At 42.8% G+C, this 22380-nt stretch carries 19 protein-coding genes and 1 pseudogene; 5 read left to right on the top strand and 15 right to left on the bottom strand.

The features are described from left to right. The first annotated feature begins 111 nt into the window (after positions 1-111). Positions 112-375, top strand: coding sequence for a PAAR domain-containing protein (locus AAC852_RS01310; RefSeq protein WP_340619461.1), 264 nt, complete (start codon positions 112-114; stop codon positions 373-375). A 144-nt stretch (positions 376-519) separates the two neighbouring features. On the opposite strand, the gene lysS is transcribed toward AAC852_RS01310, so the two are convergent. From lysS to xerD, 5 genes and pseudogenes are all read right to left on the bottom strand, one after another. Next, positions 520-2034, bottom strand: coding sequence for a lysine--tRNA ligase (gene lysS, locus AAC852_RS01315; RefSeq protein ID WP_187650184.1), 1515 nt, complete (start codon positions 2032-2034; stop codon positions 520-522). A 9-nt stretch (positions 2035-2043) separates the two neighbouring features. Then, a protein-coding gene (gene prfB, locus AAC852_RS01320) for a peptide chain release factor 2 (RefSeq protein ID WP_187650183.1) occupies positions 2044-3142 on the bottom strand; the annotation gives its coding sequence in 2 pieces (ribosomal slippage) (positions 2044-3066 and positions 3068-3142; 1098 coding nt in all). 218 nt (positions 3143-3360) lie between these two features. After that, positions 3361-5093 (bottom strand): annotated as a pseudogene (gene recJ / locus AAC852_RS01325) (single-stranded-DNA-specific exonuclease RecJ). A gap of 52 nt (positions 5094-5145) precedes the next feature. Next, positions 5146-5847, bottom strand: a complete 702-nt coding sequence (dsbC, locus tag AAC852_RS01330; protein WP_340619462.1) for a bifunctional protein-disulfide isomerase/oxidoreductase DsbC — start codon at positions 5845-5847, stop codon at positions 5146-5148. A gap of 75 nt (positions 5848-5922) precedes the next feature. Then, positions 5923-6861: a site-specific tyrosine recombinase XerD gene (gene xerD, locus AAC852_RS01335; protein ID WP_340619463.1), complete on the bottom strand. Its 939-nt coding sequence runs from the start codon at positions 6859-6861 to the stop codon at positions 5923-5925. Positions 6862-6967: 106 nt separating this feature from the next. Here xerD and fldB point away from each other — a divergent pair, with 106 nt between their 5' ends. Beyond that, on the top strand, positions 6968-7486 hold the full coding sequence (gene fldB, locus AAC852_RS01340; protein ID WP_340619656.1) for a flavodoxin FldB: 519 nt from the start codon (positions 6968-6970) through the stop codon (positions 7484-7486). Between the two features lie 83 nt (positions 7487-7569). Here the strand turns inward: fldB and AAC852_RS01345 are convergent, their stop codons facing one another. Then, positions 7570-7950 carry a DUF4354 family protein gene (locus AAC852_RS01345; RefSeq protein WP_340619464.1) on the bottom strand — a complete coding sequence of 127 codons (381 nt, stop codon included), beginning with the start codon at positions 7948-7950 and terminating at the stop codon, positions 7570-7572. An 898-nt stretch (positions 7951-8848) separates the two neighbouring features. Here AAC852_RS01345 and AAC852_RS01350 point away from each other — a divergent pair. Continuing rightward, positions 8849-9943: a Txp40, insecticidal toxin (previously name A24tox) gene (locus AAC852_RS01350; protein ID WP_340619465.1), complete on the top strand. Its 1095-nt coding sequence runs from the start codon at positions 8849-8851 to the stop codon at positions 9941-9943. Between the two features lie 168 nt (positions 9944-10111). Here AAC852_RS01350 and AAC852_RS01355 read toward each other — a convergent pair whose 3' ends face one another. Together AAC852_RS01355 and sdhE are read right to left on the bottom strand one after the other, a co-directional pair. Next, on the bottom strand, positions 10112-10564 hold the full coding sequence (locus AAC852_RS01355) for a protein YgfX (protein ID WP_340619466.1): 453 nt from the start codon (positions 10562-10564) through the stop codon (positions 10112-10114). Further along, positions 10545-10811 (bottom strand): FAD assembly factor SdhE, encoded by a 267-nt coding sequence (gene sdhE, locus AAC852_RS01360; RefSeq protein ID WP_340619467.1) that lies wholly within the window; start codon positions 10809-10811, stop codon positions 10545-10547. Before sdhE ends, AAC852_RS01355 begins: the two co-directional genes overlap by 20 nt. Positions 10812-11128: 317 nt before the next feature. Between sdhE and ygfZ the strand changes: the two genes are divergently transcribed. After that, positions 11129-12127 carry a tRNA-modifying protein YgfZ gene (gene ygfZ / locus AAC852_RS01365; protein WP_340619468.1) on the top strand — a complete coding sequence of 333 codons (999 nt, stop codon included), beginning with the start codon at positions 11129-11131 and terminating at the stop codon, positions 12125-12127. A gap of 20 nt (positions 12128-12147) precedes the next feature. After that, complete coding sequence (locus AAC852_RS01370) at positions 12148-12756, top strand: HD domain-containing protein (RefSeq protein WP_340619469.1); 609 nt, start codon at positions 12148-12150, stop codon at positions 12754-12756. Positions 12757-12826: 70 nt separating this feature from the next. Here the strand turns inward: AAC852_RS01370 and AAC852_RS01375 are convergent, their stop codons facing one another. The 7 genes from AAC852_RS01375 to pepP all read right to left on the bottom strand — a co-directional run bounded on the left by AAC852_RS01375 (position 12827) and on the right by pepP (position 22366). Further along, on the bottom strand, positions 12827-13549 hold the full coding sequence (locus AAC852_RS01375) for a type 1 glutamine amidotransferase (RefSeq protein ID WP_340619657.1): 723 nt from the start codon (positions 13547-13549) through the stop codon (positions 12827-12829). 139 nt (positions 13550-13688) lie between these two features. Further along, positions 13689-16565, bottom strand: a complete 2877-nt coding sequence (gene gcvP, locus AAC852_RS01380; protein WP_340619470.1) for an aminomethyl-transferring glycine dehydrogenase — start codon at positions 16563-16565, stop codon at positions 13689-13691. Between the two features lie 99 nt (positions 16566-16664). Beyond that, a complete protein-coding gene (gene gcvH / locus AAC852_RS01385; protein WP_340619471.1) occupies positions 16665-17057 on the bottom strand; it encodes a glycine cleavage system protein GcvH in 393 nt (130 codons plus the stop codon). 46 nt (positions 17058-17103) lie between these two features. Beyond that, positions 17104-18201: a glycine cleavage system aminomethyltransferase GcvT gene (gene gcvT / locus AAC852_RS01390; protein WP_340619472.1), complete on the bottom strand. Its 1098-nt coding sequence runs from the start codon at positions 18199-18201 to the stop codon at positions 17104-17106. 376 nt (positions 18202-18577) lie between these two features. Next, entirely contained in the window at positions 18578-19810 is a 1233-nt protein-coding gene (gene ubiI, locus AAC852_RS01395) for an FAD-dependent 2-octaprenylphenol hydroxylase (protein ID WP_340619473.1), read from the bottom strand. A gap of 25 nt (positions 19811-19835) precedes the next feature. Then, the gene (gene ubiH / locus AAC852_RS01400) at positions 19836-21026 is read right to left on the bottom strand and encodes a 2-octaprenyl-6-methoxyphenyl hydroxylase (RefSeq protein WP_340619474.1); all 1191 of its coding nucleotides are present in this window, start codon (positions 21024-21026) and stop codon (positions 19836-19838) included. Further along, the gene (pepP, locus tag AAC852_RS01405; protein ID WP_340619475.1) at positions 21026-22366 is read right to left on the bottom strand and encodes a Xaa-Pro aminopeptidase; all 1341 of its coding nucleotides are present in this window, start codon (positions 22364-22366) and stop codon (positions 21026-21028) included. Before pepP ends, ubiH begins: the two co-directional genes overlap by 1 nt. Positions 22367-22380 lie beyond the last annotated feature (14 nt).

Raw genomic sequence — 22380 nt, forward strand, 5'->3', positions numbered from 1 at the left:
GCTTGTCTTGAAGCATCATAACATCAGAAATTAATATAAATTATTTATGGTTGCTGATGTTGTTGCTGATTTAATCATTGATAATAGAATGTTTCAGATATGAGGTTAAACATGGCAAACAAAGCCGTTATTTTATTAAACGACACAACCGATCACGCTGGAAAAGTGATTACTGCTGTGGGTGGCTATACTTATAAAGGTATTCCCGTTGCTGGAGAGGCGGATTTAGTTGAGTGCCCCAAATGCGATGGTGTTTTTCCTATTGTCGAAGGCAGTAATAATTTAAAAACTAAAGGAAAATCTATCGCTGTGGAAGGGATGTACACGGCCTGTGGTGCTAAATTGATTGCCAGCCAGAAAGAGTTTCTCGCTTAACCGGATATAATCATTTTGGCCTATTCAACGCATTACTGACGCGCTACGCTTGCCTTTTCCTCACTTTTTATTTTTCTTACTGCAAAAACGCCCCGCTCAACAAACTGAGCAGGACGTTATTTATTGATTTTAATCAAAAAGCGATTATTTGTTCGGACGCATAGCCGGGAACAAGATCACGTCACGAATGGTATGGCTGTTAGTGAACAACATCACCATACGGTCGATACCAATACCCAAACCCGCTGTTGGCGGCATGCCGTGTTCCAACGCAGTTACGTAGTCATCATCGTAGAACATGGCTTCATCATCACCTTCGTCTTTCTGACGAACCTGCTCTGCAAAACGTTCTGCCTGATCTTCTGCGTCGTTCAGCTCGGAGAAACCATTACCGATTTCACGTCCACCAATGAAGAATTCAAAACGGTCAGTAATGAATGGATTATCGTCATTACGACGCGCCAGTGGAGAAACTTCTGCCGGATATTCAGTAATAAATGTCGGCTGAATCAGATGGCTTTCCGCAGTTTCTTCAAAAATTTCACACTGAACGCGGCCTAATCCCCAACCTTTTTCAACTTCAATACCAAGAGATTCAGCGATAGCAACAGCTTTAACCATATCATCCAGATCCGCCACATTGGTTTCCGGGCGGTATTTGCAAATCGCTTCTTTCATGGTCATTTTCACGAAAGGTTTGCCAAAATCGAACTCTTGTTCACCGTATTTGACCAACGTCGTACCCAACACTTCCTGAGTCAGTGTGCGGAACAGTTCTTCTGTCAGAACGATCAAATCCTGATAATCAGCATAGGCCATGTAGAGTTCCATCATGGTGAACTCTGGGTTATGGCGTGGTGAAACCCCCTCATTTCGGAAGTTACGGTTGATTTCGAACACGCGTTCAAAACCACCCACCACCAGACGTTTCAAGTAAAGCTCTGGCGCTATACGCAGATACATGTCGATATCCAGCGCATTGTGGTGAGTAATAAATGGACGCGCACTCGCTCCGCCAGGGATCGCCTGCATCATCGGCGTTTCAACTTCCATGAAGTTTTTGCTGATCATGAAATTACGCAACGCAGACATAACACGGGAACGGATCTGGAATGCCTTACGCGATTCATCATTCGAGATCAGATCCAGATAACGCTGACGGTAACGGGTTTCCTGATCCGCCAGACCGTGGAATTTATCCGGCAATGGGCGCAATGCCTTAGTCAGTAAACGCAGTTCACTACAATGAATAGAAAGCTCGCCGGTTTTGGTTTTAAATAATTTACCGCGTGCACCTAAAATGTCACCTAAGTCCCATTTCTTGAACTGTTCGTTATAAATGCCTTCCGGCAGATCGTCACGGGAAACGTAGATCTGAATACGGCCGCCCATATCCTGCAAGGTTGCAAAAGATGCCTTACCCATGATACGGCGGGTCATCATACGACCTGCAATAGTCACTTCAATGTTCAGCGCCTCCAGCTCTTCCTGAGTCTTGTCATCGTATTTTGCATGCAGATCTTCAGAAATGTTTTCACGACGAAAATCATTCGGGAATGCAATACCGTTGCTGCGCAGTGTAGCCAGTTTTTCACGGCGTGTTTTCAGTTCGTTATTTAAATCAGGAGCCTGTTCAGCCCCCTGCTGTTGTTGTGACATTTTAGTTCCTCATAGGCCAGCTTTTAAGCTTGCTTCAATGAATTTGTCCAAATCACCATCCAGCACAGACTGCGTATTGCGGGTTTCGATACCTGTACGCAAGTCTTTAATGCGGGAATCATCCAAAACATAAGAGCGGATTTGACTACCCCAACCGATATCCGATTTGTTCTCTTCCATAGCCTGTTTATCAGCATTTTTCTTCTGCATTTCCAGCTCGTACAGTTTAGCTTTCAACTGTTTCATCGCCTGATCTTTGTTTTTATGCTGAGAGCGGTCTGTCTGGCACTGAGTAACAATACCTGTCGGTACGTGAGTAATACGCACCGCAGATTCGGTTTTGTTGACATGCTGACCACCCGCACCAGAGGCACGGTATACGTCGATACGCAAATCAGCAGGATTGATTTCGATATCAATGTCATCGTCAACTTCCGGGTAAATAAAAGCTGAGCTGAATGATGTATGACGGCGACCACCAGAATCAAACGGGCTTTTACGTACCAGACGATGTACACCAGTTTCTGTACGTAACCAACCGTAGGCATATTCACCGATAATTTTGATGGTAGCAGATTTCAGACCGGCAACATCGCCATCAGATTCTTCAATAATTTCGGTCTTAAAGCCTTTGGATTCCGCCCAACGCAAATACATGCGCATCAACATACTCGCCCAGTCTTGTGCTTCCGTACCACCAGAACCTGCCTGTAGATCCAAATAACAGTTTGCACTGTCATATTGGCCAGAGAACATGCGACGGAATTCAAGCTGGCCTAATTTTTCTTCCAATTGTTCCAATTCAGCTACCGCTTCATTGAAAGTTTCTTCATCATCAGCTTCAATGGCCAGTTCCAACAAGCCGTTTACATCTTCTAAGCCTTGCTCAAGCTGATCAATCGTTTCTACAATGCCTTCCAGCGATGAACGCTCTTTACCCAACGCCTGTGCCCGCTCCGGTTCATTCCAGACATCAGGCTGCTCCAATTCAGCATTGACTTCTTCTAAACGTTCTTTCTTGGCATCATAGTCAAAGATACCCCCTCAGAACTGCTGTCCGCTCAGACAGGTTCTGAATATGGTTTTTTACCGGATTAATTTCAAACATATTTCGTGTCTTATACGTTGTGTTTTTATAAAAAACGATGTTTTTTACAGAAAAATGATCGTATGGATATTTTCGAACCGTGTATTGTAGCGGATCTGGCAAAGGGTTTATAGCATTTCAAGTGACTTGCCACATAATCACATTTGATTATGTGGCAATGGATAGATGGTTAATCACACTACCTTAGCCAATCGATCGACTCAGTCAGTGAAGCCAATTCAGTGAGGCCAGATGTGCTGGATTAAAAGCTGAACATCACGATTACCGCGAAATTCGTTGATATCCAGTTTATAAGCCAGTTCCACCGTCTTAACGCTGTTATCTGGCCAGAATTTTGTATCGATATTAAACGCAATACCATCCAACATCGGCCCTCCTTTTAACGGCTCAAGCATGACTTTCAGATGATTTTCACCAACAATCCGCTGTTGCAGCAGCTTGAATTTACCGTCAAATACCGGCTCAGAAAATGCCTGCCCCCAAGGACCTCCATCCCGCAGGATCTCAGCAACTTCCAGTGACAGCTCTTTTAATGCCAGCTCACCATCACTCCAGATGACACCTTCAAGTTGAGCGACATCCAGCCAGTCTGCCACCAACTCAGAGAAACGGCGCTGAAATTGGTCGAATTTATCCTGCTCAATCGATAACCCGGCTGCCATAGCATGACCACCAAATTTTAGCATTAATCCCGGATATAAGGTATCAAGGCGCTCAAGAGCATCTCGCATATGGAGTCCATTGACGGAACGACCTGAACCTTTTAGTGTTCCGTCTCCCGCAGGAGCAAAAGCAATAACCGGACGATGAAAACGTTCTTTAATACGAGATGCTAAAATGCCCACGACTCCCTGATGCCATTCAGGATGATAAATAGCCAGCCCATAAGGTAATTCAGTATGAGTACGTTCAATTTGGTCACAGATCTGCAAGGCTTCCTGCTGCATACCCTGTTCAATTTCACGGCGAGTTTGGTTTAATCCATCTAATTCAAGGCAATTTGTCGTGCCTGTACAATATCATCAGTCAACAGCAATGCGACGCCAACGGACATATCATCCAGTCGCCCTGCTGCATTTAACCGTGGGCCTAGGGAGAACCCCAAATCGCTGGCAACCAGCTTTCCTGATTCCCGTTTGGAAACTTCCAGTAATGCACGAATACCGGCACAACAACGCCCTGCCCGGATCCGGTTCAATCCTTGATACACCAGAATACGGTTGTTGGTATCAAGAGGAACGACATCTGCTACTGTTCCCAATGCCACCAAATCAAGCAATTCTGCCAGATTCGGCAAAGGAATACCCTGTTGCTCAAACCACCCTATTTTACGTAGTTCTGCTCTGAGAGCGGACATCAGGTAAAAAGCAACACCAACACCCGCCAATGCTTTTGAAGGAAAGGAACAATCCACCAGATTGGGGTTGATAATGGCATCTGCGGCTGGCAGTATTTCCCCCGGCAAATGGTGATCTGTGACGATCACTTTAATACCGTACTGATGTGCTGCTGTAACACCTTCATGGGAAGAGATTCCATTATCGACGGTAATGATCAGATCTGCCCCTTTTTTGGCGACATCATTCACGACCTGCAAACTTAATCCATAACCATCGTCAAAACGATTAGGCACAAAATAATCCAGATCCCGATATCCCATTGCACATAATGCACGAATGCTTAATGCGGTACTGGTTGCTCCATCAGCATCAAAATCACCGACAACAACAATGCGCCAATGTTGGTGTAATGCTGCAATAAGCAGGGAAACAGCCTCTTCAATGCCATTGAGAGATTGATAATTAAGTAACCCTTTCGCTCCGCGTTCTAACTCATCAGCCTGGCGTATACCACGCGTAGCATATAAACGGCGTAATAACGGATGGATACTATCGGGAAGGTGGCTATCATCCGCCGCCGGGCGGCGGCGGAGTTGTGTTTTTCTATTCACTGGACTTAATTCACTACCTGTTATTCACTAAATCAGGATCTGTTGGCGATGGTTATTCAGCATGCTGCGCTAATGCGTCAGCTAAATCTTTTGGCGGCATAAAACCACTGATCATACTGCCATCTTTGAGTATCATAGCGGGTGTCCCACTGACACCAAACTGTAAGCCGAGCTCATAATGTTTAGCAATATCCTTTTTACAACTTTCAATAGGTGAAATTTTCTCGTCTTTAAAAGCATCATCCAATGCCTTAGCAGGTTTCGCACTACACCAAATAGATTGCATATTTTTCGCTGATTGGTGTTGCAGGCCATGACGAGGGAATGCCAGGTAACGGATAGTTATTCCCTCATCATTATATTCCTTAATATTTTCATGTAACTTACGGCAATATCCACAAGTAATGTCTGTAAATACAGTAACTACATGTTTTTCTTTTGGCGCCTTATAAATGATCATTTGATCTTTCAAGGCTTCCAGTTTTTTTACCAAAGCCTGATTAATCACTTGTTTTGGTACTTTTCCACTGAGATCGTAAAGTGGCCCCTGGAACAGATACTTACCATCATTGGAGATGTAAAGAGTTCCATGCGGGGTTAAAGCAGTACTTACCCCGGCAATATGTGATGGCGTGATACTTTCTGCCTTAAGTCCCATTTTTGACAATGAGTTATTAATCATGCTGTCGTCAGCAAAAGTATTGTTAGCAAAAGCAGTTAGTATCAAGGAAAGACAAAACGCAATCTTCTTCATTACTTTGTTCCTTTTTGCACCTTTCTTCGCAAGATATTCATAAACAGTGCTCAATGAACAGCCATTTATGAATTGTTATCCGCGAGGATGATGTTGTTGATGTAGCACTTTAAGACGTTCAGTTGCCACATGTGTATAAATTTGTGTTGTGGAGAGATCACTGTGTCCGAGTAACATCTGCACAACCCGTAAGTCAGCACCATGATTGATTAAATGTGTTGCAAAAGCATGGCGTAAAACGTGCGGGGATAAACGCTCAGAATCAATACCAGCCAATACAGCATAATGTTTGATCCGATGCCAGAAAGTCTGGCGCGTCATCTGTGTTCCCCGTTTACTGGGAAAAAACACATCGGACACTATGCCATTCAGTAACCATGGGCGTCCATACTCTAAATACTGTTCCAGCCAGTAGAGCGCTTCTTCTCCTAAAGGAACTAATCTCTCTTTATTCCCCTTACCCATGATCCTGACAACGCCCTGACGTAAACTCACATCCGATAATGTTAATCCAACCAATTCAGATACGCGTAACCCACAAGCATAAAGCACTTCAAGCATCGCTTTATCCCGCAGTTCTATTGGTTGATCAGTCGAGGGCGCGTTTAGCAAATCTTCAACCTGTTTTTCGCTTAAATCTTTTGGTAAGCGCTTAGGTAACTTGGGGGCAGATAAAAGCGCGGTTGGATCATCCGTCCGCATTTTTTCACGATAGAGATACTGAAACAATCTGCGCATGGCACTCAACAAACGCGCAGAGCTACTGGCTTTATAACCGCCATCTACCCGTTCAGCCAAAAATGATTGTAGTTCGATAGACTGTACAGAAAGCAAATCATAACCACCATACACCAGCCAATTATTCAGAGATTGTAAATCAAGTCGATAAGAAGCCAATGTGTTTTCTGCCAGATCTTTTTCCAGCCAGATCGTATCCAAAAATTGCTCTATCAGGGGATTAGCCGACGGGCTCTGTTCCGATACATCAGTTTTTAATACGTGTTTTCTTGGCACAAGCCCTCCTTTATATCTGTGCCTTCCGATCGGCTATTATGCCTGAAAAAGCAATTCTTCTGTTACAATACCCTCTCTCATATTAGAAATTCTCTGATAAATAATGATGAAAATTGGTCTCTTTTACGGCTCTACCACTTGCTATACTGAAATGGTAGCAGAAAAAATACGCGATATTCTTGGTGAGGATCTGATCGACCTACACAACGTCAAAGATTGTGATCCTAAATTGATGGAAGAATATTCTGTCTTGATCCTCGGCATTCCTACATGGGATTTCGGTGAAATACAGGAAGATTGGCTGGCTATTTGGGATCAACTTCCATCACTGAATTTGACAGGGAAAATTGTTGCCATGTATGGCATGGGCGATCAAATTGATTACAGCGAATGGTTTCTAGATGCCTTAGGAATGCTGTATCACCATTTGCTTCCTACGGGCGTGCAGTTTATCGGTTTCTGGCCGACTGAAGGTTATGAATTCACCAGCCCAAAACCACTGACGGAAGATGGCAAACAGTTTGTCGGCCTTGCGCTGGATGATGTGAACCAGTTTGAAGAGACTGATGAGCGCTTGAATCAATGGAGTATGCAAATATTGTCAGAGATGGAAGCACTGTTTTAACATCACTTAAATTTTCTTAAGAGTTCAGAGCAGGCCTGAAAGGCTAATCCAGATAAAGCAGCCTTCCCGGCTGCTTTATCTGGTCACTTGCAATCGTCAGAAATTTTAATCAGAGCGGCTTTATGAACTACGTCATTTTCAGAAGCAAACACAGCAATACCTTTGACGGACTTGCCCGCTTTCAGTGTGCCCTGATTCAGCCCTTCATCAACCGTATCCAGCCTAAATTCTTTTTTATCAGGAGAGTAAGCTTTCAAACAAAACTTTGACAAATCAATATCCTTACCGGATAAGTTCGCTACTGCAACTTCGAAGGATTTAGTGTAAGCATTTTTGCCACCCGCTGACATAGAGCCGTTAGATTTCTCTGTAGAATAAACAGCAACATGATCAAGAGTAGAGGCGTTTGCAACAAAGCAAAAGCCAGCCAAAGCAACTGATACAACAAGTGTGGAAACCTTCATATAAGTCCCTTCTTTAAAGTTGAAATTTCGTAATAACTGTACGTATGCAAGATACAGTCTTAATTATAATACTACCTTTAAGTAACTAATCCATCAGAAAGTGACATTTTATCTAAAGACCCTGATTATTTTAAAGTTAATTAAAATTGAACTAATGACAAATTACTTAGTTATTAGCAGAAGCATATTACTCATAAATAAATTGCATTAACTTATAACTAATGAATATATAATAAAATGTAAATTCTATTTGCAAAATCAATTCACCACCATAAAAGATTGAGAAATATGTGATAACGCTTAAATTATTTCACAATTAAAACTAACAACAATTTAAAAAAAATTTAACAGCATATACGCCAACATATTTGTCAGAAATTCCATACAATAATGATGGAAAAAAATTAATATCAAAACTACATCGCGTAATTTTATCTGTTTTACTTTCTTCTCCATTGTCATTAGAGATAACACTAAAACAAAATATATAGAGATAATGCTGTTTCATTCGCTACAGTTGTCTCTAAAAGAGTCCTGATAAACTGGCTCAGGCTACAGAGATTTAATTAAAATCGAATCACTCATGCCTATAATATAATCAAAATTAAGTCACTTAGCAGTGCTTGACACCATAAAATTGCTATGTTATCTATATATCCATCAGTCACATAAACACATGTTTTTTATATTAAGTCATAATCATAAAAAATGATTATCTAGTTACTTATTATTAAAATATTAGCACCTCAATTATCCGAGGTGTTTGTAAGGATATTATAGAGAGAAAATAAACTTGATAATTTAATTAAAGCAGTCAAGAAACCGTAACAGCGGAAATCAACGCTGCAATTTATATTAGTCTTTATTTCAATAAACGCCAACATAATGGGAAAGTACAATGGTTGAAAATACAATGGTTATAAAATCCATAACAACTTCGAGTGTAATACAATTAACGCCTGATGCTAGAGGTGAAGGTTATCCATCCGTTGAAAAGCAAATAGCGGGAGATATAATACGTATACTAAACTTTAAGCAAACAGATGAAGGTCATACAGCAGCATATGGAATTGAATATCGAGCTAAAAAAGTAATATTAGCTTACGCTTTAGCGGTAAGTGGTATTCATAATGTCTCTCAACTTCCAGATGACTATTATAAGAATAAGGATACCGCGGATAGCATTTATCAAGAATACATGTCTAATCTTTCATCTGCACTATTGGGTGAGAATGGTGATCAAATTTCTAAAGATATGGCAAATGGATTTCTCCAGAACGAACTGGATTTTGAAGGTGAATATCCTGAAAATACCTGGGATGTTCCTGGTCTTGAAAATAAGCCATTGAAAGATTATTTAGATGAAGATAAATTATTAGCGCTCTATTTCTTTGCTTCACAAGAAATCCCACTGGAGGAAAATCAACAATCAAACGCGGCAAGATTTTTTAAATTAATTGATTTTTTATTTATCTTATCTGCTGCGACATCACTAGGAAATAGGATTTTTTCAAGAAGTTTTTACAACGGACTAGAAACTAAATCATTAGAGAATTATATTGGGAGAAAAAAACTTTCTCAGTCTTTCTTTCGACCACCTCAGAAGCTACCTGATGGCAGAATAGGTTATCTGGCCGGTCCAACAAAAGGGCCTAAATTGGGTCCAGTAGCGTCGTCCACAACAGCACCGTCTAAATGGAAAGTTAGTTTGCAAAAACTTAGAGATAACAAATCCAAAAATGGATTTGCTAATATGGACGATGCTGCAAAGCAAAAATATAGCTCATTTATAAAAGAGGTACAAAAGGGTAACGATCCAATCACAGCAGCAAAAAATATTGGTACAGCAAGCGGCAGTAACTTCGAAAAATTGCAAGGTAGAGATTTATTTAGTATAAGACTAAGCCAAGAACACAGGGTAACATTCATCAAAAATGACACTGACAAAATAATCGAGATTCAAAGTGTTGGTACTCATTATAAAAATTTGTAGCCTGATTTATAGATGGTGATAAGAGAATACCTTTCATCAGAGGTGACCGTCCAGGCGGTCACCGAATTCGCTAATAAAACAGCTTATTGCCATTCGCCAGTTCAGTAGTGATATATCTATTTCTTAGCCACAACAGATTCTCCACTCAGGAATAAGTCTGTCAGATTTTCATGATCTTTCTGCCTTTTCTTTCCACAATTCTGTACTACGCATAATCTGGCTAAAACTACGCCAATCTTTAACCGACATACTATCCGATGCCACCCATAATCGAATATTAGGCCGATGGCGAAAACTTTCCGCTTGCTCAAAGGTACGTAAGGTGAGCATTATCCCATAACGGCTAAGCCACGGTGGTTGAGTCATTTTCCATCTTTCTTTTTGCCAGTGTACCTTATTGCCACAAAACAGTATTAGTTTCCCCTGACACTGCATGATATTTCTCAGGCTCCTTATCCAACTCGCTACGATGGAGATAATGATCAACGGCAGAAGCCAGACATAAAAACTATTGGCAAACCACGGTGTTAATAGAGCAACCAGAAGAATAATTCCATGCACGCCAGAGGAAAACAGGCGGGCTCGGAGAGATACTCTCAGTTCACTGTGCCACAGGGCCACGAGCTTGGTTTCTGCGTTGAATCAATTGCACCATGTTGAAAAGCTCCTCATCTTCCGGGCGGCCATGATTCATCAGCCAATTGAAAAGATCAGGATCTGAACATTCCAGCAAACGAACAAAAATGCGTTTTTCATTATCATTTAACGAGTCATATTCATATTCAAAAAATGGCATAATAGAAATATCCAGTTCACGCATCCCACGACGACATGCCCAGTGAATACGCGCTTTATTGTCAATATCCATGTTTAAAAAGCCTCTTGATTATTTTCATTCGTGCCATAGGGACGGCAATACTTTATCATTGTAAAAAATTTATCATTGTAAAAACTTGTTACAGTAAGAACCTGTAATTATCTATGATTCTGAGCTATTTTTCATCGTTGGTAACGATTGAACTGTTGGTATCTCTACAATATGCGAAAAGTATCGCAATAAAAGGTATCACACCAATCTGCCAATAAACCTTCAACCAGCAAATAACAAAAATAACTCCTTTGCATTGAGCTTCATCTCTTTTACCATTAACGTTATTTCTCAGATAGTTTATGGCAGGAGCTGTTATGGCTTACCAAATTCCGTTTTCTGCACAATCTCCATTATCTTCCACAACACTTCCACTGACATTAATTTCCCTTGATGATTGGGCAATGGCCACCGCAACCGGGACTGATACAGAAAAATATCTGCAAGGTCAGGTGACCGCAGATATTAACTCCCTGGCTGCAAATCAACATGTACTATGTGCTCATTGTGATGCTAAAGGAAAGATGTGGAGCAATCTGCGGCTGTTTCATCGTGGAGAAGGTTTTGCCTATATTGAACGCCGCTCAGTATTGGATACGCAACTGGCTGAATTGAAAAAGTATGCTGTATTCTCCAAAGTGTCCTTTATCAAAGACGAAAAAAATATCTTGCTTGGTATCGCCGGAGTGGGAAGCCGGGAAGCACTGGCAACACTTTTTCCCATTTTACCTGATGCAGAAGCAACCGTTATCCAACATGAAACAACAACTATTCTTCATTTCTCTCTCCCTACAGAACGTTTTCTTTTAGTTACAGATAACACGACTGCAACCAAATTAGCCGAAGTGTTAGTTGAAAAATTTCAGGCACAATTGAACGATAGCCAGCAGTGGCTGGCGTTGGAGATTGAAGCAGGATTCCCCGTAATTGATGAAGCAAGCAGCGCACAATTTATTCCACAGGCTACTAATCTTCAGGCCATCAAAGACAGTATTAGTTTCAAAAAAGGCTGCTATGCCGGTCAGGAAATAGTAGCACGTGCTAAATATCGTGGTGCTAATAAGCGGGCAATGTATTGGCTGGCAGGTAGCGCCTCTTCTCTTCCTGTGGCAGGTGATGAACTGGAATGGCAGTTAGGCGATAAATGGCGTCGGACTGGCTCAGTTCTCGCTGCGGTCAAATTGGCTGATGGCTCTGTTTGGGTACAGATCGTTATGAGCAATGATATGGAAACAGATAATGTATTCCGTATTCGCAACGATGAAGGGCATTCTCTCTCTATTCAGGCACTGCCTTATTCATTGGAAGAAAAATAATATTTGAGGTTTAGTTTCTTATGTCATCGACTGTATCTCCTGTTAATTTCGGCCCGTTTACCGATGTTATCTCCTTTATCATGGAGCTGGATAAATTAAAATATGTTCACCGTAAAACGAAAATTCTGAACAATCAGCGCAATGAAAATTCTGCGGAACATAGCTGGCACTTTGCTCTTGCAGTTATCAGTTTTGCTCCTTATGCCGGAGAGGTAAACATCAGCCGTGTTATACAGATGGCATTGATTCACGATATTGTGGAAATCGATGCCGGGGATGTTATGGCGTTTGATTTAGCTGCTCGTGAAGCTATTCATGAACAAGAAGTGCAAGCTGCCAAACGTATTTTCGGCTTGTTGCCAGAAACGCAGAGAGATTATTTTCTCGCCCTTTGGTACGAGTATGAAGACGGAGAAACACCTGAAGCACGTTTTGCCAAAATGCTCGACAGGGTTATGCCAGTATTTATGAACTTGCATAATAATGGGCAGAGTTGGGTAGAAAATGGTATTCGTTTTGAACAAGTCTTTAACTTGCTCCAGTTTATTTCTGAAAGTTACCCTGAATTTTGGAAATATTTGCTACCACAACTGGAAGCAGCAAGAGAAAAAGGTTGGTTAAAAGTGTAATTTTCTATTCCCAATTAAAAGCGTTCAGTTTATCGTCACGACTTAAAAACCGTCGTGACGATTATATCAATCAATTTAACTTCATATATTGGTTAGCCAATTTATCGAGAAAAACAAATAACTTATTATTCATCTCACTATAATCATGGGAGCGTAGTATTTCCGGTGTTTGAACAAATGTATACTTATCCGCTTTACTAAGGTCTTTTTCTGAATTTTGGATAAGCAATTCAACTACCTCTGTAGTCAGTTCCATATGACACTGGAAAGCATAAACCAAACTTTGGTATTCAATAATCTGTCTGGGGCAACCTTCACTATAAGCGATAATTTTTGCATCCTGAGTCAAACCCGGCATGTCGTTATGCCAATGCCCAACTTCAAGACGTTCACCGAAATGAGTAAATTTATCATTTTTTAAACCTTCCGCAGTAAGCATAATAGGATACTTTCCTATTTCTTTCTCAGGACTATGCTCAAAAGCAGCCCCTAATGCTTCTCCAATTAACTGTGCACCAAGACAGACACCAATAACGACCTTATCTGATGCAATCGCTTTTACAATAAGTTGCTTTTCCGCTGCTGCATCAAAATGTGCACAGTCAGTCGTTGTGGTTGCGGGACTTTGCGGCCCTCCCATTACTATCAGAAAATCAATACCCTCAACTGAATCTGGTAATTTATCGCCGAGATAAACCCGTGAAAATGTAGTCTGATATCCTCTTGCGTTAGCCCAATCTTCATATGCCCCTGGCGCTTCAAAATATTCATGTACCACAAAATGGATTCTTATCACTTTATCACCTTAAAAAAGGATTAAATTATTCCAGCGGATGTCTCTAGCTAATATAAAAAAGCAGTGGGGGAGTGGCTCTCAACACTGCTTTTATTTCTAATCGATTTGATTCTAAATCAATTAAACAACACTATGATTAACGATAATCTTCAATTGGTGCACAAGAGCAATGCAAGTTACGATCCCCATACACATCATCAAGACGTTTCACCGACGGCCAATATTTATTTGCTTTTGTCTCTGCTGTCGGGAAAACGGCAATTTCACGGCTGTACGCATGCTCCCAGTCAGCAATCAGCTCATCCTGAATATGTGGTGCATTCACCAGCGGGTTATCTTCCAGTGGCCAATCACCTTCCGCCACTTTTTTGATTTCTTCGCGGATTGCTAGCATTGCATCAATAAAACGATCAATTTCAATCTTACTTTCTGATTCTGTTGGCTCAACCATCAGAGTTCCGGCGACAGGGAATGACATGGTTGGTGCATGGAAGCCATAGTCAATCAAACGCTTGGCGATATCCATTTCATTGATGCCGAATTCTTCTTTCAGTGGGCGAATATCCAAAATACATTCATGGGCAACGTAACCATTGCGGCCAGTATAAAGGATTTCATAAGCACCTTTCAGACGAGCAGCGATGTAGTTTGCATTCAGGATCGCAACCTGACTGGCTTGTTTCAACCCTTTTGCTCCCATCATGCGGATATACATCCAGCTAATCGGCAGAATAGATGCACTGCCGAATGGTGCAGCCGACACGGCACCCGATGTAGTTAATGATCCCATTTCCACCACGGAATGCCCCGGAAGGAAAGGGGCAAGGTGTTTTTTCACACCAATCGGCCCCATACCCGGACCACCACCGCCATGGGGAATACAGAAGGTTTTATGCAGGTTCAGGTGTGAAACGTCAGCACCAATAAAGCCCGGCGTTGTGATCCCAACCTGAGCATTCATATTTGCACCGTCAAGATAAACCTGCCCACCATTTTGATGAATAATGTCGCAAATCTGGCGGATGGTTTCTTCATATACACCATGGGTTGATGGATAGGTAACCATGATACAAGCCAGTTCATCACGGTATTTTTCCGCTTTTTCACACAGGTCTGCCAAATCGATATTGCCTTCTTTATCACAATTCACCACAACCACCGTCATACCTGCCATATGTGCAGATGCTGGGTTTGTGCCGTGGGCTGAGCTTGGGATCAGGCAGATATGACGGTGTTGTTCACCACGGCTGGCGTAGTAATGACGAATTACCAGTAAGCCAGCATATTCTCCTTGAGCACCAGAGTTTGGCTGCATAGATACCGCATCATATCCTGTCAGTAATACCAACCAATGTGAGAGCTGGCTAATCAATTGTTGATAACCCTGTGCTTGTTCTGACGGGCAGAAAGGATGCAGGTCAGTAAATTCAGACCATGTGATTGGTATGATTTCAGCAGCCGCATTCAGTTTCATTGTACATGACCCTAATGGGATCATCGCCTGATTCAGTGCCAGATCTTTACGTTCCAGGCTATGCATATAGCGCATCATATCTGTTTCGCTATGATAACGGCGGAAGGTATCATGTGTCAGAATTTCATCACTGCGCAGCATTGAAGTCGGTATAGATTGACTGTTTTCTGATATTTCACTATCAAGAGCATCAACATCTAACACGGTTTCAGCACCAGTTAAAACCTGATACAGGGTTATCAAGTCTTCACGGCTGTTTTTTTCACTCAATGACACGCCAACGGCACCAAGAATATCAGTCCGTAAGTTGATTTGTGCTTTTTCCGCTCGTGCCAGTACTGATGCCTTATCAGCGACTTCTACAGCCAATGTATCAAACCATGTTTTGTGACGTAGCGTTATGCCCGCTTTTTGTAGACCTGCAGCTAAAATATCGGTCAATCGGTGAATGCGCCCCGCAATTCTTTTCAGACCTTCAGCACCGTGGTAAACCGCATACATACCAGCAATATTTGCCAGTAATACCTGTGAGGTACAGATATTGGAATTCGCCTTTTCACGGCGAATATGTTGTTCACGTGTTTGCATTGCCATACGCAATGCCCGGTTGCCAGCGGCATCGCGGGAAACACCGATAATACGACCCGGCATTGAGCGTTTATATTCCTCACGGCAAGCAAAGAATGCAGCATGTGGGCCACCGTATCCCATTGGAACACCAAAACGCTGTGCTGAACCAAAGACAATATCAGCGCCCTGTTTACCCGGCGCAGTCAGCATAACCAGTGCCATAATATCAGCGGCAACACTGACAATAATTTTTTGCTGTTTCAGTTTTGCGATAAGATCACTGTAATCATGGATCTGACCTGTAGTACCAACTTGTTGCAGCAAAACACCAAAAATACCCTCTAGTTCCAGTACTTTTTCTGCTTTATCAACAATGACATCAAACCCGAATGTTGCCGCTCGCGTACGTACTACATCTAATATCTGTGGGTGAACATCATCAACTACGAAGAAACGCTCCGCATTTTTCAGTTTACTAACCCGTTTTGCCATTGCCATCGCTTCGGCTGCTGCTGTGGCTTCATCCAACAAGGATGCTGAAGCAAGATCTAATCCGGTCAGATCGATGGTGACTTGCTGGAAATTCAGCAAGGCTTCTAATCTCCCTTGAGAAACTTCAGGTTGGTAAGGCGTATATGCTGTATACCAACCGGGATTCTCCAGTAAATTACGCAAGATAACCGGCGGTAGTATTGCAGGGGCATATCCCATACCGATATAAGATTGATAACGTTTGTTCTGACTTGCCATTGCTTTCAGTTCAGCCAGTGCCTGTTGCTCTGTCGCACTTTCGCCCACTGCTGGTGGCTCTGGCAATGCGATATCACAGGGAACAATTTTATTAGTGAGATCGTCAAGAGAGTTCGAGCCAACCATTGCCAGCATTTCTTTTTGCTGTTCAGCAGAGGAACCAATGTGGCGACGGATGAATTCACCTTGATTTTCAAGTTGGATTAGAGTCTGGATCATTGATAATAATTTCCTGAAACTAGCTAAAAACGGCACACATAAAAAACGCCCCACTCACTGTATGGCGTTGGCGACATAGGTGATGTGGGGCGGTGATTACTACTCTTCTTCTTCCAATAGTGACCGATAACTTTCTGCATCCAGCAGGTTGGTCCATTCACTTTCATCAGTAACCTTGATGCGGAATAACCAGCCTTCGTTATAAGGCTCTCTATTCACTAATTCAGGCGAACCTTCTAAAGCTGGGTTGACTGCGATAACTTCACCACTCAGTGGTGCGTAAATATCGGAAGCCGCCTTGACTGATTCAACGACTGCACAATCATCACCACTGTTTATGACCGCTCCGATTTCAGGCAAGTCAACGAATACCATATCACCCAATAACTGCTGAGCATGTTCGGTAATACCCACGGTATATTCGCCATTTCCTTCAGAGCGAATCCATTCGTGTGATTCGGTATATTTTAATTCAGTTGGTACATGACTCATCGGTTCCATCTCCTTATTTTTATTAATTAAAATGTTGCGACCAAAATCATCCTACAAGCGATTTTCCCATCCTGACAAAAACCGGTTTTACAACCTGAACCGGCATCTCGCGATTACGGATCTGGACAATCGCCTGTTCTCCAACCCCTTGCGGCACCCTAGCAAGGGCAATACTGAATCCTAAGGTAGGTGAGAACGTCCCACTGGTAATAACACCAAAACGTACTTCACCCGTTTTATCTGTGAAACTAACTGTTAACCCACTGCGCAAGACGCCTTTTTCACGCATGATTAACCCAACCAATTGTTCTGCCCCAGCTTCACGCTGTTTCAACAGGGCTTCACGGCCAATAAATTGGCGCTCTTCCGGTGCCCATGCAATCGTCCATCCCATATTCGCAGCCAAAGGTGAGATGGATTCATCCATTTCCTGACCATAAAGGTTCATACCGGCTTCAAGACGCAGTGTATCCCGTGCGCCTAGTCCCGCTGGTTTAACACCTTCTTTCAGTAACTGCTGCCAAAAATCAACAGCTTGTTCCTGAGGCAATGCAATTTCATAACCCGCTTCACCGGTATAACCCGTAGTTGCGATAAATAAGTCACCAGATTGCACACCAAAGAAAGGTTTCATACCTGCAATGGATTGGTTTTGCTCATTATTTAATAAAGACTGAACTCTGGATTGCGCGTTAGGACCTTGAACTGCAATCAACGCCAAGTCATTACGAACGGTGATCTCAACAGGGTATTTTTCCGCATGTTGTTGGATCCAGGCCAAATCTTTTTCACGTGTCGCCGAGTTAACGACCATGCGATAAAAATTATCAGTGAAAAAATAGACAATCAGGTCGTCAATAACACCACCGGAAGCATTAAGCATACCGGTATAAAGCGCCTTACCTTTTTCAGTCAGCTTAGCAACATCATTTGCCAGAAGATAACGGAGAAAATCACGGCAACCTGCACCGTGCAAATCCATAATGGTCATATGGGAAACGTCGAACATACCTGCGTCAGTACGCACGGCGTGATGCTCGTCGATTTGTGAACCGTAGTGAAGGGGCATCATCCAGCCATGAAAATCCACCATGCGCGCCCCGCATGCCAGATGCTGATCATATAGTGGGGTGTGTTTTGACATTATTTCCCTCTTTCCATTTTTGACATGAAAACGTTCTTGATCTGAATAACATACATACGGCGTATTAACCGGCAAATGTTGGATCATGAAGCAAAGAAGCGGTTAATGACGCAAACGATACCTTGGACTAGAAGTTATCACTGAAAATAGAAATGAACCATAAAATAAATTATCAACATAACAATGATACCTTCAAAAACCCTTCATTATCATGCGGAATTTTTTTCTATTTTATTGTGTGAGAACGCTAAAAAATGGCAGTAATATGTAAAAAATATTCTTTTTTTTATTACAAATAGACTAAAGTGTGAAGCAAACTAACTGAATACACTTTAGCCTGTTATAAAAAAAAACTAATCCCAAACAAGAGGAAGAATTAGATTTTTTCAACTGAAGAGGTTTGAGTAATCAACCAATCCGGCAGATCATGAAGACCCGTCGCATGACGGAGTAATTGTGGCTTTACTCCGGGGAAACGGTTAGCCAAAGTCAGCCCTACATCACGAAATAATTTCTTGACAGGATTATTCCCATCAAATAGCTGCCGAAATCCCTGCATACCAGCCAGCATAACAGCCGCACTGTGTTTACGGCGACGCTCATAACGACCAAGATAGAGATATTGACCGATATCTTTGCCTTGCTGGTTCAAACGGATCAATTCTCCGATCAACTCTGCTACATCCATAAACCCCAGATTAACTCCTTGCCCGGCCAATGGATGGATTGTATGTGCTGCATCTCCCAATAAAGCTAACCGATGTGCAGCGAAATTACGAGCATAACGTCCTATTAATGGGATAGTCTGACGGTCACTGATCAACTCACACTGCCCCAATCGCATGTCAAAAGTAGCACTCAATTGCCGGTTGAACAACTCAGTCTCCATTGTCTTGCGCTGTTGCGCCGCTTCCGCAGGCAATGACCAGACAATAGAACATAGGTGAGGATCAGAAAGTGGCAGGAAAGCAAGAATACCATCCCCATGAAAAACCTGGCGCGCAACCCCCTGATGAGGCTCCACAGTACGAATGGTAGCGACCAATGCATAATGTTCGTAATCCCAGAAAGTCAATGGGATATCTGCATGCTGACGTAACCATGATTGAGCACCATCTGCACCAACAACTAGCCGTGAAGTCAGCATTCGCTCATCGGACAGGGTAATAAAGGCTTCGTTTTCTCCCCAGGCAACATTCTTAAGAGAAACAGGGGCAAACATGGCTACATCAGATAAACTTTCAGCCTGTTGCCAAAGAGCCTGTCGTATCACATTATTTTCGATAATATGTCCAAGATGATTGAGGCCATTTTCCGCCGCATCAAACTGAATACGACCGAAGCTATCCTGATCCCAGACTTCCATCCCCTGATAAGGGCTGACACGCATTGCGAGGAGCTTCTGCCAGACACCGAGATGGGTTAATAACCGTTCACTGGCTGCATTGATGGCAGAAACACGCAACGCATATTCATCATCGGTATGAAAAATACTGCTTGGTGGATGCTCTTCTACAATCGCAATGCGCAAGCCGCTACCATGTAAACCACAGGCCAGCGCAAGGCCAACCATACCGCCTCCTGCGATCACCACATCAAATGATTGCATGTTTTTATTTCCTCTTAAATCTGACTTATTCTGCCGTTGAACGATGGGCGCCCCAACCCAATGTCTGTCGGGCCAGTGTGCCCTTTATCAGTGGCAACATTTCCATCACCATCAGGCCAAGATTGCGTCCGATTCTCAACGGAAAGTAGTCATTGGCAAACAGCCTGACCAACCCATCAGTAATACCGATCGTTGCCTCACGATCTGCAAAGCGTTGTTGTTGGTAACGAGTCAGAACATGATAAGAGCCGATATCGTGCCCCTCAATCGCAGCAGCCGAAATAACCTGGGCTAATGCCATTACATCACGCATACCTAAGTTAAAACCCTGTCCTGCAATTGGATGCAGGGTTTGGGATGAATTACCTACTAATGCCAAACGATGGCTGATCTGCTGGTTAGATGTAGTTAAGGCCAATGGGTAACTGTGCCGTTGACCGGTTTCCAACATTTTTCCCAGCCGCCAGCCAAACGCTTTTTGCAGTTGATGGAGAAACTTAGCATCTTCCCACTGATTAATCTCCACCCATTTATCCAATGGATGACACCAGACTAACGAGCTGCGCCCTTCTGTCATTGGCAACAGTGCCAACGGGCCATGTTCAGTAAAACGCTCAAATGCCCGGCCTCGGTGATGTTCAGATGTCAGGACATTAGCAATGATGGCAATCTGACCGTAATCCTGCTGTTGCCACGGAATATTACAGGCTTTTGCTACGGAAGACTGGCTTCCATCCGCTGCTATCAACAGTTTTCCCGTAAGTTCTTTGCCATTATTCAAGGTAATAAAAACTGAAGTGTCCAGACGCTCAACAGCATTCACTTTAGCTGGACAATAAAGTTTGATATTCGGTGCTTGTTTTAATAAATCAAACAGACGGTTTCCGGCATCGTGCAACTCAATCACGTTACCCAATACCGGAATGTCATAATCGTCGGCCCGGATATTAACAAAACCACTACAACCGCGGTCACTGACATGAACGTGAGTAATTGGGGTCACACAATCTTTCAGTGCAGACCAGACACCTATCTGACTCAAACGCTGACATGTACCATAAGCTAAAGCAATCGCCCTTGCATCAAAACCCGGATGTTCTTGTGTTGGCTCTGCTGATTCAACTAAGGAGATTTGCAACTGTCCCCGGCTCAAAGAAGAAATAGCAAGCGCTAATGTTGCACCAGCCATCCCTCCTCCCACGATAATCACGCTCATTATGACTTGACTTCCTGATTACTGTAGCCCTGTTTTGCCTGTGCCATCAGTGCTTCAATTTCATCAGGATCTTTAACGACATACTCAGTCAAATTCTCATTGCCTGATTCTGTAATCACAATATCGTCTTCAATACGGATCCCAATACCACGGTATTCCGACGGCACATCAGCATCCGGTGCGATATACAGCCCCGGCTCAACAGTGAGTACCATACCCGGTTCCAGAATGCGATCACGATCAACACCGTAATGCCCCACATCATGGACATCCAGTCCCAGCCAGTGGCTTAAACCATGCATGAAAAATTGGCGATAGGCATTAGTCTCGATCAAATATTCCACTTCACCATGCATAATGCCTAGTTTAACCAGCTCTTCAACCATGATGCGCACAACCTGTTCAGTCACTTCACGAATGCTAGTACCCGGTTTATAAAGTTCAAGAGAAACATTGATGGATTTCAGCACAATGTCGTAAATTTCTCGTTGAGGACGGGTAAATTTGCCATTGACCGGAAACGTCCGCGTAATGTCCCCCGCATACCCTTCATATTCACAACCTGCATCGATCAACACTAAATCGCCATCTTTCATACGACGGTCGTTTTCTGTGTAATGCAGAATACAAGCATTTTCTCCTGCACCAACAATAGTGTTATAAGCAGGATAACGCGCACCGTGATAGGTAAATTCATGGTGAATTTCAGCTTCAAGCTGATACTCAAACATATTTGGACGACAGTTTCGCAGAGCTCTGGTATGTGCCTGGGCACTGATTTTCCCGGCTTTGCGCATGATTTCCAATTCAGCTTCTGATTTAAACAAACGCATTTCATGCAGCCACGGACGCCAGTCTGCTATTATTGTTGGGGGACTGAGATTACGGCGGCTATTCTTACGCAACTTATCCAGGGCACTGAATACGATCTTATCAGCATATTCAAATTCCCCCTGAGAGTGATAAACCACATCTAACCCATTCAGCAAGAGGTAGAGTTGTTCATCAATATCATTAAATGGCAAAGCACGATCCACCCCCAGTTTTTCTGGAGCGGCTTCCTGCCCAAGCCGACGACCAAACCAAATTTCTGCGGTGAGATCACGCACTCGATTAAACAACACACTGTGGTTGTGAGTTTCATCGCTTTTAATAAGAATCAGAACAGCTTCTGGTTCATTAAACCCAGTCAGGTAAAGAAAATCACTGTGCTGACGATAAGAATATTCACTATCTGAGTTGCGTGTCGCAGGTGGGGCCGCAAAAATAATGGCCGCACTGGCTGGTGCCATTTTTGACAATAGTACCTGACGACGGGATAAATATTCTTGTTTAGTCATACCCTCTCCTGCAA

The sequence above is a fragment of the Xenorhabdus siamensis genome (assembly GCF_037996745.1).
In the GTDB taxonomy this organism is placed as follows: Bacteria; Pseudomonadota; Gammaproteobacteria; order Enterobacterales; family Enterobacteriaceae; genus Xenorhabdus; species Xenorhabdus indica.

What these genes read in the sequence shown, in the direction of transcription:
- gcvT (WP_340619472.1), bottom strand. Translation starts at nt 18,201, where the DNA reads ATGTCAAAACACACCCCACTATATGATCAGCATCTGGCATGCGGGGCG.
- lysS (WP_187650184.1), bottom strand. Translation starts at nt 2,034, where the DNA reads ATGTCACAACAACAGCAGGGGGCTGAACAGGCTCCTGATTTAAATAAC.
- gcvH (WP_340619471.1), bottom strand. Translation starts at nt 17,057, where the DNA reads ATGAGTCATGTACCAACTGAATTAAAATATACCGAATCACACGAATGG.
- gcvP (WP_340619470.1), bottom strand. Translation starts at nt 16,565, where the DNA reads ATGATCCAGACTCTAATCCAACTTGAAAATCAAGGTGAATTCATCCGT.
- ubiH (WP_340619474.1), bottom strand. Translation starts at nt 21,026, where the DNA reads ATGAGCGTGATTATCGTGGGAGGAGGGATGGCTGGTGCAACATTAGCG.
- ygfZ (WP_340619468.1), top strand. Translation starts at nt 11,129, where the DNA reads ATGGCTTACCAAATTCCGTTTTCTGCACAATCTCCATTATCTTCCACA.
- ubiI (WP_340619473.1), bottom strand. Translation starts at nt 19,810, where the DNA reads ATGCAATCATTTGATGTGGTGATCGCAGGAGGCGGTATGGTTGGCCTT.
- fldB (WP_340619656.1), top strand. Translation starts at nt 6,968, where the DNA reads ATGAAAATTGGTCTCTTTTACGGCTCTACCACTTGCTATACTGAAATG.
- AAC852_RS01370 (WP_340619469.1), top strand. Translation starts at nt 12,148, where the DNA reads ATGTCATCGACTGTATCTCCTGTTAATTTCGGCCCGTTTACCGATGTT.
- AAC852_RS01350 (WP_340619465.1), top strand. Translation starts at nt 8,849, where the DNA reads ATGGTTGAAAATACAATGGTTATAAAATCCATAACAACTTCGAGTGTA.
- AAC852_RS01345 (WP_340619464.1), bottom strand. Translation starts at nt 7,950, where the DNA reads ATGAAGGTTTCCACACTTGTTGTATCAGTTGCTTTGGCTGGCTTTTGC.
- pepP (WP_340619475.1), bottom strand. Translation starts at nt 22,366, where the DNA reads ATGACTAAACAAGAATATTTATCCCGTCGTCAGGTACTATTGTCAAAA.
- AAC852_RS01310 (WP_340619461.1), top strand. Translation starts at nt 112, where the DNA reads ATGGCAAACAAAGCCGTTATTTTATTAAACGACACAACCGATCACGCT.
- dsbC (WP_340619462.1), bottom strand. Translation starts at nt 5,847, where the DNA reads ATGAAGAAGATTGCGTTTTGTCTTTCCTTGATACTAACTGCTTTTGCT.
- sdhE (WP_340619467.1), bottom strand. Translation starts at nt 10,811, where the DNA reads ATGGATATTGACAATAAAGCGCGTATTCACTGGGCATGTCGTCGTGGG.